The following is a 15,012-nucleotide window of genomic DNA, read 5'->3' as shown; positions in this document are numbered from 1 at the left end:
AGAATTAAAAGGGTAAAATAAAATTGACCCCTAACACCAGGACTTTAAAGGGTCAATCATATTATGGCCAAGGTGGGTAAATTCTGTTTGGCCAAAAGGGTCAAAGTAGAGTGGCTTTTCCATATGGCACTTACACAGGCAGAAAAGAACGAAATGCTCAACGCGATCAAAGCCGAGAGCCAGAGCATCGACGAACTACCCGTAGTATCGAGCCTCGAAGGAATCACCACACTGCCGGCAATACGCGGCACGGAGGTCGTAAGCGCCCCTGTGTCGCTGTTGCGCAAGCCGGCCGAGGACGCGGCCAGGACAGCCAACGCTGCCGCCACTAATGCTAATACAGCGGCGCAGGCAGCCAACAATGCCAAGGACGCGGCCGGACTGGCTGCTGTGGCAGCAAATACTGCGGCTACACAGGCGCGGGATGCCGCCACGGCAGCCAATGATGCCACATCGCAACTTCAGGTGGCCATTGAGGCCGCACGCCGGCACCCGGTCGTACTGGTCAACGACATACTCGGTGACAAAGACCGGGTGTTCGCCGACTGGTCAGCCGCAAAGGACGCCCTTGCGAATCTAGCACAATCCGATGGGGAGGAGTATATGTCCATTGGCTGCGTGATGATATTCCGCGGCCCGAAAGGCTGGGAGTCGTGGCAGTTTACCGGCGACCCGGACAACGACATATCCGACGCGACCAAGTGGATGCCGTTCGCCACCGCCGGGACCGGGAGCGGCAGCGGATATTACAACGTCACAGCCCTGCATCCGTTGAGAACCGGCTACTACACAAAGGCGACCGCCGTGGCCAAACTCGCCGAGGCCGACATAGACGATGACCATAAGCGCGGCATGATCATCACCTTCGAGAGCGCGGCCGGCAAATGGGAGGACTACCGTTTCATCGGCACGAGCCTGTCGACATTCACCAATCCCGGCGCGTGGGAAGAATACGGTTCGAAGAACACCGTCAGGAGCATCACCGTCAACGGCGAAAAGAAAACGCCGGACGCGGAGGGCAATGTCGGCATCACCATCGACGAGGTGGAGGTCGACGACAGCCTCAACGCCTCGAGCACCAACCCGGTGCAGAACGGGGTAGTGACAGCCAAGCTGTCGGAACTGGAATCCGGCACTCTTTTCAACAACGAGGTCATAGAGAACGAGGACGGCACCGTCACCGTGCAGCTCAAGAGCAAAAGCTCCGTCATTACCGAATTCAACATACCGGCTGGCGGGGGCGGCGGCGGAGAATCCGCCGGCACCAAGATAGTGCTGAACGCATCGCTGAGTGCGTCTACCATAAAGGAGGGCGGCTCCGCCATCCTTACATGGAGCTATGACCACCAGTTTACCGGCGAGGAAGCCGGAACAAGCACCGGGCAGAAGGCCACAGTGGAAATCACCGTCAAGCGCGGCATCGTCACCACCTACAGCGAGACCAGGCAGGATGTGAGCAAAGGCACCTATACCCTCGACCTTACGAAATACCTCCTTCTCGGCACGAGCGACATCTATGTCACCGCCACCACTACCGACCCTACCACCGGCAAGCAGCAGCGCAAGCCGGCCTACGTCAGCGTCAAGGTCGTCAGCCTTAACCTCTCAAGCTCATACAACGTGGCCGCCGGACTCGCGCAGGGCGGTTACGACCTACACGACAAGGTCGAGATACCTTATGCCGTGTCCGGTGCCGGCACTAAATCCGTAATACTGTATGTCGACGGGGTGCAGCGCAACCTCCACTCCGTGACCAGGAGCGGCACTACCAACTCCAACTTCACCCTCGACATGGCCGGGCTGTCGGTGGGGCGCCATACCGTTCAGATGGTGGCCGAGATGGAGCAGGACGGCCTGACGCTCCGCAGCGAGAGCATCTACTTCGACATCCTCAAACGCGGCAGCAGCGCGCCCTTCATAGGCACCAAGATCATACACCCCGACGGGCGCATACTCACCGGGGCGGCTCACTCCGTCCCGGTCATCGAGGCAGGGCAGTACGAGAAATGCACCTTCGACTTCGCCGCCTACGACCCCTCCGTGGTTCCGGCCACGGTCGAACTGTGGCACAACGGCACCCTGGCACGCACCGTCAGCGTGCCCAGGACGGCGCAGACCTACACCAACCGCTTCACCGAGAAAGGCCGTCAGACCCTGCAACTCAAGCTCGGCTCAGCAAGCTACACCATACAGGTCGATGTAGCCGAGAGCGGTATCGACATCGGCGAGGCGCAGTTCGGCCTCCAGTTCAAGCTCGACGCAGCCGGACGTAGCAACGACGAAAGCCCCGATGACCGCGCCAAATGGGAATCGAACGGCATTACAACGTCGTTTGAAAACGTGGACTGGGGCAGCAGCGGATGGATAGACGGGGCGTTGAAGCTCACCAACGGAGCGAGGGCCACCATCGGCTACAATCCTTTCGCCACCGATGTCAAGGCCACAGGCCTGACAATAGAGATGACCATGCGCGTCAGCAACATCATGGACCGCACCGCCCCCGTCGTATCCTGCCTTGACAAGGGCAAAGGCCTTTTGATAACCACCTCCGAGGCGAGCTTCAGAACCGGGCAGACCGTCACCTACACCAACGAGGACGACGAGCAGGTGACGCGCGAGATCAAACTCGCCACCAACATCGTCGAGGGAGAGTGGACCAAGGTCGCCCTGACAGTAGGCACGGCCGCACAGGACAGGCTGATGGAACTCTACATCAACGGCAACCGCAACGGCGCCGACATCTACGACTCCTCCTTCAGCTTCCGTCAGGACACGCCGCAGGAGATCACCATCGACAGCACCGAGGCCGACATCGAGATAAAGAGCATACGTGTATATAACCGCGCCCTCAGCGACGACGAGGAACTCGAGAACCGCATCGTCGACTGCGAGACCACCGAGGAGATGATGGGCGAATTCACCATGAACGACATCCTGGGCGACAACGGCGATGTCGACCTCGACAAACTGCGCGCCCAGGGCAAGGGAGTCCTGCGCATCGTCAGGAAGAACATGCTCGACGACGTTTACGAGACCAACAACAAAAAGACCGACTTCCTGGCCGACGTCTATTATTACTCCGCGCTCGGGCCGGACTACGACTTCATCCTCTCCAACTGCTACATCAGGATACAGGGCACGTCGTCGACCAAATATCCGAGCAAGAACATCCGCATCTACTTCACCAAGGGGAGCGAGAAACTCTCCATGACAGGGAAGAACGTGCTTGCCGGCAACAAATACGTCATGCGCCCCGGTGCCGTGCCTGTCCCCATCGTCTGCTGCAAGAGCGACTACTCCGATTCGTCGATGTCATTGAATACCGGCTGGGCAAAGCTGTTCAATGATACCATGAAGGAACTCGGGCTGCTCACCCCGCCGCAGCGTCACCAGTACGAGCAGGGCGGCAACAGCCTCGCGGCCATAAACGTGCGCACCGCCATCGACGGTATGCCCATAGACATCTTTTGCGCCGAGACCGCAGACGGCGAGAACGTCTATTACGGCCAGTACAACTTCAACAACGAGAAGAGCAAGAGCGGCCCGGTGTTCGGCATGGAGGGAGTGGAAGGCTTCACCCCCGAATGCCCCATAGCGCTCGAGACCCTGAACAACACCTCCCCGGTGTGCCTGTTCTCGACAAAGACCGACGCGGAACTCATCGAGAAATTCGACGGCGGCGCCGAGGTCAACTACGGAGTGGACTCAGCCGGGAAGGTACAGACCGACGGCGACGTCAAATGGGCCGGGCTGTCAACAAAACAGCAGCAGGCCATCCTCCGTCTGCATTCATGGCTGCGGTCATGCGTGCCGGCCGGAGCGACGTCATCAAACCTGTCAACCTATGTCAGTCCGAAATTCAAGGCCGAGATAGACCGATACTTCGACAAGGACTTCATACTCACCTACTATATAGACCGCGAATACGGACTTGGAGTCGATCAGTTTGCCAAGAACATGATACTGCGCACATGGGACGGGCTGATATGGTACATCACCTACTACGACGGCGACACCCAGTTAGGCAAGCGCAACGACTGCTTCCTTGTCTACCTCTACACCACCATGCGCGACACATGGGATGCCGAGGCCGGCAAATACGCGATGGAGGGCTTCGACAGCGTGCTGTGGAACCTCGTGCTGGCCAACCTCCAGGACGACCTCAGACGCTGCGCCGCCAACTACCGCGCCGTGATGACCGTCGAGCGCGTGCTGTCGATGCTCAACGACGAGCAGAGCGGCAACTGGAGCGACCGCGCCTTCAACAAGAGCGGCTACCTGAAATACATCGCCCCGGCCACGAGGGTCATGTACGGCAAGGTGTGGCCCTTCATCTACGCCCTGCAGGGCAGCAACAAGAGCCACCGCACCTACTTCATCAGGAACCGATTCGCCCTTCTCGACGCCAAATACGGCACGAGCAACTTCACCTCCGACAACATAGACCTCTACCTCGCCAGGACAGCTGGCGACGCCGCCGACACCGTGCGGATCACGGCCAACGAGCCCTACGCCTACGGGTACGGCACCAACAACAGCCCCAACATCGCCAACACCGGCATCGTGGATGCCGGCGACACCGCCATCCTCGACATCACCGGGGCCTATACCGTCAACGACCCCCTGCGTCTCTACGGAGCCAGCAGGATAAGGACCCTCGACATGACCGGGGCGGCAGGCCACCTCAAGAACGCCCTCGACCTCGGCAAATGCTCCGTGCTGCGCGAACTCAACCTCGACGCGCCGCAGGGAGGCGGCTCCACCGGGTGGTGGCTGTCGATAGGGAACTGCCGTCAGCTGCGTCGACTCAGCCTGAGGAACCAGGCCCAGGCCAAGACCGGCGGCAGCACGAGCACCGCCCTCGACCTGAGCAACCAGACAAGACTTGAGGAACTCGACGCGAGAGGCACGAAAGTCCAGAGCGTCAACTTCGCCAAAGGCGCCCCGTTGACAATAGCCCGGCTTCCGGGAACCCTGACCACCCTGCGCCTCGAGTATCTCTCGAAGCTCACCCCCGGCGGCCTGACACTGGAGACCTACGGCAACGTTCGCACCTTCATCTTCGACAACTGCCCCGGGCTTAACTGGGAGACACTGCTGAACCGCTGCGCCAATGCCGACCGCATCCGTGTCACCGGCATAGACCGCGAGGATGACGGCACATGGCTCAACAAGTTTATGACGATGGGCGGCGTCGATGCCGAAGGCAACTACACCGACACATGCGCCCTTGTCGGTACCGTACGGCTTACAAAGTATATCGAGAAGGGCCGTTACGAGCAGATGTGCGCCCACTTCCCCGAACTGAACATCGTTCAGCCCGAATACACCATGATCGAGTTCGACGACTCCGTCAGCGACGACGCCAACGTCAGCAACCTCGACAACGGCACAGGCTACAAATACGGCAACGAATACAGGCCCAGCGGCCATATTTCCGCGATACTCGCCAAACGCCACAAGACACTCGCCAAAGTGACGAAAAAGGCCACAACGCGCCAGGTCACCATCGCCAACGTAGAGACCACGATGAACAACCTTGACGGCGAGATGACATGGTTCCCCCTGCACGATAGCAACTCCAACTACTACGCCGACGCAGAGGATACAGCCAACTGCACCCCGGCGAAACTCGATTCCACCGAGGGCGATCTGATGATGTACGAACCCGGAATGTGGTCCAAGGGAATCAACGACTACCTCAAGGCCAAGCACTACTCCTGCTACAGCAACAACGCCAAAGACAAAGCCCCGGCGCGCCCTGAAGCCGATGTCCTCACCCTTGAGGATATTAAGACTGCCGGCGACTATCTGCAGGGGAGAAAGATCATGACCGGGAAGGCTACCCTTGCCGCCTCATACAGCACCGACAGTGCCTATGCTGTCTGCTCCGTCGATGTGTCAAAGCATAAGCGTGTGCGCTTCCCGACCGTTCCCGGAACAAACCTCATGGGATCCATCTTCTGCGATGCGCAGGGCAACAAGGTCAGCGAGGTCATAGTACCGACCCTTGCCAACAAGTTCGAGCCGGGCATGTACCTCATATCTGATGTGCCCGAAGGTGCTGTTTCGCTCCACTTCACCATACTGCCCACGGCAGAGTTTGACAAGGTCGTGCTGTCCAACTCCACGAAGATCGAGGACATGGAGCCGGACTGGTACTACGATGACGAACACCTCTGTGCCGTGGTAGGCACTTCCGAGGTCAACGGCAAGTTCAGAGCGGCCGTTGCCGGCAAATACACGCTGGCAAGTATGTCCTGGACCGACTTCCACTATTATAGCGCGCAGCGGGGAATGCAGCAGATAGACGCGCTTATGCACTTCCGCATCGCCAACCTCTTCTATGCCAAATATGGTCGCAGGGACGCCCAGGAACAATGCGGAGCCGGTTCCCATACCAACAACCGCACAGTCGGCGGTACAATGAAGTACGGCATGACCGACACCGTGGGCTACGAGGCGGCCAAGGCCGTCAACCCGAATGTCACCAACTCGCTTATCGATAACCTCGTTCACCAGTATGCCTGGTATATCAAGGAGGAGTATGGTTCAAAGACCGTCGAGCAGATGAACAATATCTGCTGTCTGGGCTATGAGGACATATACGGCCACAAGTACGACATGATGGACGGGGTGGATCTTCCGAACACAAACGGCAATGTCGGCAAGTGGCGTATATGGTTCCCCGACGGCACCACGGTAATGATCAAGGGCCATACCAACTCCGGCGCATGGACAGCAGCTGTGGCCCACGGCCTCTATATGGCAGTAATCCCCGTAGGCACCACCAACGGTTCGTCCTCTACGCACTACTGCGATATGTACTGGCTGACGACCGGCACAGGCCGTGTGGTCTATCGCGGCGGCAGCGGCGCGAGTGCGGGTGGCGGCGTGTCGTTCGCGTATGCGTATAACGATGCTTCGAATGCGTTCGCGTATGTCGGGTCGCGCCTGGCCTTCCGCGGCAAACTCGTCAGGGCGCAGAGCGTGGCCGCGTTTAAAGCGTTGGCCGAGGTTGCGTGAGCGGCGAAGCCAAAGCGGTCGCGCAGCGACCCAAAGCGAAAAGCGCAACACGAAAAGAACGGCCTTCGAATGATGTTCGGAGGCCGTTCAAATATAGTGGAGTGGAGCAGGGGAGAGCCGGAGTCGCGCCGGGGTCAACCCACAGACCCCGGCGAAGTCGGGCGAAAATTTTTTGAAAAATGGGAGAGTAGCGGCTGTAATAAAAAAGCGCACCGATGGTACGCTTCGTTTTGTTTGAGCCTCACGTTTCGTTTTATTTTTGGCACGTTTCGTTCTGGAGGCGTTGCACGCTTCGTTTTGCGGATTATACATTAGCGGCGGCAGCGGAAAGAAAAAATAAAAAGACGGAAATGTAGTCCAGCTGAGGATAATGTCCCGCACAGGGAACGGTACGGCATTGCCGATCCGTGGAAGTGAGCGGTCTTTATCCGCGTGGATTGAAATCAACGGGATGCGGGATGTGCAAATGCCGGGGCAGGTGAAAGGCCGTCTCTTACTTTCACTCTCACCGGTTTTGTATATCCGGCATACCGTTTGGCAACGAAAGATAAAAAGGACGGCCGGTGCAAACAGGTTTCGGCAATGCGATAAATAGTCCCGCAAAAGGGATAGTGACCGGATGATGTCCTCCCAATCGTTCTATCGGGAGGACGGCATACGGTCTCTATCCGCGTGGACCTGTCAGGCGGGACATGGGCTTGCAGTATGTCCGTGTCGGAACGTGGCCTCCCGGACACATCCCCGGCACGGTCTGATGCAAGCCGATGTCCCGCCACGTTTGCCCATGACGATAAAAATCGCTATCTTTGCAGCGTCTAAACGTGTCTTTTTCGTACTGAAAAAGAGGATGCGGTTACAAGGTTGAAAATTGGCCATAGTCCAAAATCAGACCTTGTGGGGGCAAAAAGAGGCAATTAAAAATCAAAAACAGATGTTAAAAATCAAAAATTCAAATTCCTCCGTTTGCGGCAACTTTCTCAATCAGTACGAATTAAGTACAATTACGTTTCATAGACGCGCTAAAATCCAGCAAGTTACGTCATATATCACAAATTTGAGTAAATTTACTCGGTTTGCAGCAAAAGGGAAGCGTATGGCATGCTATGGTGACATACGCTACTTTTGTGATTATTTGGACCAGAAAGCCGGGGTAAACAGAATAAGGACAGTAAATATCTCAAGACGTCCGGTAAGCATAAGAAAGGATAGAACCCATTTGGCTACGTCAGGCATACCTGCGAAGCCGCCCATGCCTGTCGTGTCGGAACTGAGCCCGATATTGGACACGCATGAGAACGAATTGAAAAACGAGTCAACGATCGGCAGCCCGAATGCTGTAAGTACAATGCCTCCAACCGATATAATCATGACGTAGATACACAAAAATGCAATCACTTTGTCTACTATGTCGGGTGAAACGATGTTGCCGTTTATGCGTACTGACCGAATGGCATTGGGGTGTACCGAGCGGTAAAGCTCATTGCCGGTGTTCTTAAGCAGAAACAGCAGACGGTCGATTTTGGCTCCTCCACTGGTGGATCCGGCGCATGCGCCAAAGAACATAAGTATAAACAGCAGGGCCATAACGAACGGACCCCAGTTTAAGAAATTGCTGGCGGTAAGACCTGTCGACGACATTGTGGTGATGATCTGAAACAGAGGATCGATGGTGACATCCTCTATGGTATGGGCCTGACCGCTCAGTATTATGGCTATGACAAACGTTATGTAGGCGGCTATGACGATTTTCACGTATGTCATGAATGTGTCATTGCGGTACAGACTCTTCATATCGCCGTGTATGGCCTTGAAAATGAGTGCGAAATTGACGCCACCGAGAAACATGAATATGGTTACTATGATTTTGATGTAGTCGGAGTCCCACTCGGCTATACTGTTGTTGCGTGTCGAAAAGCCTCCGGTAGACATGGTGGAAAATGCATGACACAGACTGTCGAAGAAGTCCATGGGGCCTATCCACAGCAGTATAAATACCATGGCCGTAAGCACGAAGTATATTGTCCATAGGCTTTTGGCTGTCTGGCTGATACGCGGGCGCAGTTTTTCATGAGTTATGCCGGTTACTTCGGCATTGAACATCTGCATGCCTCCTGAATGGTTGAGCATGGGCAGAACAGCAAGTGTGAACAGAATGATTCCCATGCCTCCGAGCCATTGGGTCAGGCAACGCCACAGGTTGATGCCGTGTGACAGAATGTCAACCGAAGGATATACCGTGGCTCCTGTGGTTGAGAACCCCGACATGGTCTCGAAAAATGCGTCGGTAACACTTAATGGCGTGGAGCACATAATGAACGGAAGCATGCCGAACAGTGAAAACACCACCCATACGAGTGCTGTAAGCAGAAAGCCCTCGCGTTTGGCCATCGAGGTGTTGGTCGGACGTATGCAGAATGTCATCAGTACGCCGGTGACGAGTGTCACCACTGTGCTTATGAAGAATGAAAGCCAGTCATCTTCGGAGTATATCAGGCAAGTTCCGAGCGGACACAGCATGAAAATCGACTCTATGATAAGGAGCCAGCCGAGCACTCGCAGAAGCATGGGGAAGTTGATATGTCGCGTGTTGTTGAAAATGGCCATTGCTATCGGTTGAACAGGCGTTCGATTTTGTGGATTGTCCCTGCAAGGCAGAATACTACGACATGGTCGCCGGCGCATATGCGGGTATTACCGTTTACGAGCATGCCTCGTCCGTCGCGTATGAGCGCGGCTATGGTCATGCCGTGGGGCAGGTTGAGGTTTTTAACGGCGTCGCGGGTTATCTTGCTGTCGGGTTTTGCCTCTATTTCGGCCACCTCCGCATCGGTAAGAGCCAAGCATTTAGATGACGATACGTCAAGGTCGAGCAGTAATTGAAATATCTTGCTTGACGCGAGGAGTTTCTTGTTGACTACAGTGCCTATGTTAAGACCTTCGGCTTCCGATATGAACTGTATGTCCTCAACCTCGGCTATGGTTTTATGGACACCGAATTCCTTGGCCGTCAGACATGACAATATGTTGGTTTCGGAGCTGTTGCTCAGCGCTATGAAGGCGTCGGTGTCGGCTATACCTTCCTCGCGCAACACGTCTATATCGCGTCCGTCGCCGTATACTATATCGCAATCAGGACACTTTTCTGGCAGCAGACGGCAGGCGCTCATGTTGTTTTCGATGATTTTTATCTTGAATTCATCGCCGGCGAGTGCTGCAAGCCTGATGGCAATGCGGCTCGCTCCCATTATGAGCACTTTTTTTATTTTTTTGCTTGTCTTGCCACAAAGATCGAGAAGTTCATTGACATGCTCGCGTGTAACGGCGAAGTAGAGTATGTCGCCGGCGAGTATGCTGTCGTCACCACGAGGAATGATAGTGTCATGATGACGCTTTATGGCCGCCACATGGAAGTTATGTTCGGTTTTGGCAAAGTCTTTGAGCTGCATGCCGATAATGCGGGCGTTATCGCGCAATTTCACACCGACGATTATGATTTCGCCGTCGTGCAGTTCAAACCAATGGCGTACCCATGAACGGCGCAGAGCGGTTATGATTTCCTGTGCTGCAAGCAGTTCTGGATATATAAGGGCATTTACACCGAGGCGTATGAAGTACTCCCGGTTTTCCGGGGTCATGAACTCATAGTTGTCTATACGGGCCACGGTACGTTGTGCTCCTATGCTTTTGGCCATTGAGCATGCTACGACATTACGAGTCTCGTCGGGAGTCACGGCTATGAACAGGTCGCACTTTTCCACTCCCGCCATACGCAGCGATTTGAACGATATGGGATTGCCGCGTACGGTCATGATGTTGTAGTTGGCGTCCATCATGGCAAGGCGTGCCTGATCGGAGTCAAGTAGCATTATATCCTGCTCTTCGCTTGAAAGCAGTTTGGCCAGATGTGAGCCCACTTCTCCCGCTCCTGCAATGACGATTTTCATTATTTGTCAGATTTATGAGCGTTAACGATAGCTTCATGTATGGCATCGGCGTCCATGCCGCACATTTTCATCAGTTCCGGAACTTTGCCGTGTGGGACAAATGAGTCCGGTACGCCGATTCTTGTCACTTGTATCTTATGGCCGCGGTCATTGAACCATTCTGTCACTGCAGAGCCGAGACCGCCCTCTTTTATACCGTCTTCGACGGTGATTACCGGGCATCCTTTGGCTGCGACTTCGGCAAGAAGCTCCTCGTCAAGAGGCTTGAGGAATATCATGTCGTAGTGGGCTACCGATATGCCGTCGGCTTCGGCTTGTTCTATAGCCGATTTTACGATATTGGCCATAGGGCCTATCGACAACACCGCCACATCACTTCCATCCTGAAGCCGTTCGCCTTTGCCTATGGCTATAGCCTTCATGGGTACTTTCCAGTCAGGATTTTTACCCTTGCCGCGTGGATAGCGTATGGCCATCGGACCGTTGTCGGCAACCTGCGATGTGTACAGAAGATTGCGCAGTGTTATTTCGTCGCGTGGTGCGGCTACAATCATTCCCGGAATGCTTCTCAGATAGCTGAGGTCAAATACTCCGTGATGGGTGACTCCGTCTTCACCCACTATACCTGCGCGGTCAAGACACAGGGTCACCGGCAGCTGTTGTATGGCCACATCGTGTATTATATGGTCATATGCTCTCTGCAAGAACGATGAGTATATGGCGCAGTATGGCCTCATGCCGTCCTTGGCGAGACCGCCGGCAAATGTCACGGCATGGCCTTCCGATATGCCTACGTCAAATACTCTTCCGGGTATCTCATGTTGCATTATGCTCATGGATGTACCTGAAGGCATGGCAGCTGTTATGCCTACTATCTTGGGGTTGCTGCGTGCAAGTTCAAGCAGTGTCTCGCCGAATACATCCTGATATTTGGGCGGTACGCCTTCATGCGGTTCCGACTGACGGTTTCCGGTCTGTGGATCAAACTTGCCGGGGGCGTGCCATGATGCCGGATCATTTTCTGCCGGTGTGTAGCCTTTACCTTTTGTAGTGCGCAGATGCAGCAGTCTCGGGCCTTCCATATCCTTTATGTCGCCGAGCACACGTACTATGCGTTCCACGTCATGCCCGTCAAACGGACCGAAGTATCTTATATTAAGTCCTTCGAATATGTTTTGTTGTCGTGTTACCAATGATTTTATACTGTTGTTGAACCGCAGTATGAAGTCTTTGGTGCCATCGTTGACGAGATGCATCTTTTTCAACAGCCTGTACAGCCTGTAGCGAAATGTATTGTATGCCTTGGAGGTTGTAAGGTGTGCAAGATATGAATTCAGTGCCCCGACATTACGGTCAATCGACATGTCGTTGTCATTCAGTATGATGAGCAGATTATTGCGGGTCATGGTGGCATTGTTGAGGCCCTCGAATGCAAGGCCGCCGCTTATCGATGCGTCGCCTATGACCGCCACGACATTGCGCTTGGGCGACTCGTGCTGCAGCGCCGATGCCACAGCCATGCCAAGCGCAGCCGATATGGAGTTGGATGCGTGTCCGGCTGTGAAAGTGTCATACTCGCTCTCCTCCGGGTTGGGAAATCCGCTCAGTCCACCGAGTTTGCGGTTGGTTCGGAACTTGTCGCGCCGTCCTGTAAGAAGCTTGTGCCCGTATGCCTGATGTCCGACATCCCACACGATGCGGTCGTATGGAGTGTTGAACACATAGTGCAGGGCCACGGTAAGTTCTACGGCCCCCATGCTTGATGCGAAGTGACCGGGATTGTTAGAGAGTGAGTTTATAAGAAATTGACGGATCTCCGCACACACCTGCGTCAACTTCTCCGCCGGCAGTTTCCTAAGGTCGGCGGGGGAGTCTATCGTTTCAAGCAGCGGATAATGCGCGGAAACACTGTCAATGCTATTGTCAGTTTTTTCCATTCCTGTCACGAAAGTACTTTTTATATACTGGTACAAATACGAGAACTCCCGACACTATCACTACAAACAGAGTCCATGCGTTGAACCCTCTTGTCGAGAGCATCAGCCAGCATAGTGCCAGCCAGAGCAGGGCAAGGCATACTGCCCGGAATATCACGTACCCGTTCATGATGTTTATCCTCCGAAATTATCGTACATCAGATTTTCAGACGGAACGCCGAGGTCCCAAAGCATGTTTTCTACGGCTTTGCTCATGGGGCCGGGGCCGCACATGTAATACTCGATATCCTCAGGAGCCGGATGGTCTTTTAGATATGTCTCATATATGACCTGATGCACGAAGCCCGGTGTATACTTGACGCCTGCCGCGTCGGCCGCCGGGTCGGGACGGTCAAGAGCGAGGTGGAACTTGAAGTTGGGGAAGTCCTTTTCAAGCTGTAGGAAATCCTGCAGATAGAAGACTTCGTTAAGGGCTCTTGCGCCGTAGAAGTAGTTCATCACACGGTCGGTGCAGTTAAGTGTTCGAGTCATGTGCATGATTTGGGCTCTCAGAGGGGCCATGCCGGCGCCGCCGCCTATCCACATCATCTCGGCACTGGAGTCGAATATGGGATGGAAATCACCGTAGGGTCCACTCATTGTCACCTTGTCGCCGGGCTTGAGGGTGAATATGTAGGATGACGCTATACCCGGCATGACATCCTGAAATCCTACTTCGGGTTTCGGTTTGAAAGGCGGAGTGGCTATGCGTACGGTAAGCATTATGCGGTCGCCTTCGGCGGGGTAGTTGGCCATAGAGTAGGCACGTATGGTGGGTTCGGTATTTTTGCACTTGAGTGTGAACAGACCGAATTTCTCCCATGCCGGCAAGTACTCGTCGCCTATGAGCGATTTGTCGATATCGGTGTTATAGTCCATTTCGTATGCGGGTATCTTTATCTGTGCATACGAACCCGGTATGAAGTTCATGTGCTCGCCCGGAGGCAGTGCTACAATGAATTCTTTGATAAATGTAGCCACATTTTTGTTTGATATGACTTCGCACTCCCATTCCTTTACGTCAAGTACCGAGGCAGGAACTCCTATGGCCATATCTTCTTTAACCTTCACCTGACATCCGAGTCGCCAATGGTCTTTCATCTGTTTGCGGGAGAAGTGCACGGTCTCTGTGGGAAGTATGTCGCCTCCACCTTCAAAAACCTGCACCTTGCATTGACCGCAGCTGCCTTTTCCGCCGCACGCCGATGACAGAAATATGTTCTGGTCGCCAAGAGTCGACAGCAGGGTTTTGCCCGACATGGCAAATACGTCTTTGTCATTGTTGATGTTTATGCGCACTTCGCCTGAGTGTACAAGAAATTTTTTGGCTATAAGCAGTACGATTACAAGTATGAGCGTGATTGCCAGAAATATCGCGACTCCCGACAACAGTGTGAGTGTGCCGGTGTCGGCAAGAGCTATCATTGCAAATGTATCCATATCCGTTACAGTTTAATGCCGAGGAAGCTCATGAAGGCTATTCCCATAAGGCCGGTTAAGATAAATGTTATGCCTACCCCGCGCAAAGGCTTGGGTATGTTGCTGTACTCCTGAAGACGCTCGCGTATGGCGGCTATGGCCACAATTGCGAGGAGCCATCCGAGGCCCCATCCGGCTCCGGCGCAGCATGCCGTCCACACATCGGGAAAGTCGCGCTGCTGCATAAACAGCGAGCCGCCGAGTATGGCGCAGTTTACAGCTATAAGAGGCAGAAATATACCTAATGACGAGTACAGCGACGGACTGAACTTCTCTACCGCCATCTCGACAAGCTGGGTCAGTGATGCTATCACGGCTATAAACATAATGAGCGACAGGAAGCTGAGGTCCACGTCGGCATATTCCGGACCGAGCCATTGCAATGCTCCGGCACGCAGGACATAGGTTTCGAGCAGATAGTTTATCGGCAGCGATATCACGAGCATGAATGTCACGGCCGCTCCGAGCCCAAGTGCTGTCTTGACGTTTTTGGATACGGCAAGAAACGAACACATGCCGAGAAAGTAGGCAAATATCATGTTGTCGACAAATATCGACCTGATGAATATATTCAGATTTTCCATTAT

At 54.4% G+C, this 15,012-nt stretch carries 7 protein-coding genes; 1 reads left to right on the top strand and 6 read right to left on the bottom strand.

What is annotated here, in order from left to right; translation table 11 throughout:
• Positions 1 to 123 precede the first annotated feature (123 nt).
• Positions 124 to 7,026 (top strand): leucine-rich repeat domain-containing protein, encoded by a 6,903-nt coding sequence (locus tag FW767_RS09620; protein WP_150980547.1) that lies wholly within the window; start codon positions 124 to 126, stop codon positions 7,024 to 7,026.
• A 1,128-nt stretch (positions 7,027 to 8,154) separates the two neighbouring features.
• Here FW767_RS09620 and FW767_RS09615 read toward each other — a convergent pair.
• From FW767_RS09615 to nqrE, 6 genes are read right to left on the bottom strand one after another with little or no spacing between them, the layout of a single operon-like run.
• Entirely contained in the window at positions 8,155 to 9,630 is a 1,476-nt protein-coding gene (locus FW767_RS09615) for a TrkH family potassium uptake protein (protein ID WP_121699095.1), read from the bottom strand.
• Positions 9,631 to 9,632: 2 nt separating this feature from the next.
• Positions 9,633 to 10,970 carry a Trk system potassium transporter TrkA gene (gene trkA, locus FW767_RS09610; protein ID WP_148463929.1) on the bottom strand — a complete coding sequence of 446 codons (1,338 nt, stop codon included), beginning with the start codon at positions 10,968 to 10,970 and terminating at the stop codon, positions 9,633 to 9,635.
• Positions 10,970 to 12,907 (bottom strand): 1-deoxy-D-xylulose-5-phosphate synthase, encoded by a 1,938-nt coding sequence (dxs, locus tag FW767_RS09605; RefSeq protein ID WP_121699093.1) that lies wholly within the window; start codon positions 12,905 to 12,907, stop codon positions 10,970 to 10,972. Before dxs ends, trkA begins: the two co-directional genes overlap by 1 nt.
• Positions 12,894 to 13,076 carry a hypothetical protein gene (locus tag FW767_RS09600; protein ID WP_147438754.1) on the bottom strand — a complete coding sequence of 61 codons (183 nt, stop codon included), beginning with the start codon at positions 13,074 to 13,076 and terminating at the stop codon, positions 12,894 to 12,896. Before FW767_RS09600 ends, dxs begins: the two co-directional genes overlap by 14 nt.
• A 5-nt stretch (positions 13,077 to 13,081) precedes the next feature.
• A complete protein-coding gene (gene nqrF, locus FW767_RS09595) occupies positions 13,082 to 14,371 on the bottom strand; it encodes an NADH:ubiquinone reductase (Na(+)-transporting) subunit F (RefSeq protein WP_121699092.1) in 1,290 nt (429 codons plus the stop codon).
• A 20-nt stretch (positions 14,372 to 14,391) separates the two neighbouring features.
• Positions 14,392 to 15,009, bottom strand: coding sequence for an NADH:ubiquinone reductase (Na(+)-transporting) subunit E (gene nqrE / locus FW767_RS09590; protein ID WP_121699091.1), 618 nt, complete (start codon positions 15,007 to 15,009; stop codon positions 14,392 to 14,394).
• Between the last annotated feature and the right edge of the window lie 3 nt (positions 15,010 to 15,012).

It is taken from the genome of Heminiphilus faecis, assembly GCF_008728965.1.
Lineage (GTDB): Bacteria > Bacteroidota > Bacteroidia > Bacteroidales > Muribaculaceae > Muribaculum > Muribaculum faecis.
The sequence above is the reverse complement of the archived record's forward strand: the minus strand, read 5'-3'. Positions and strand labels throughout refer to the sequence as shown.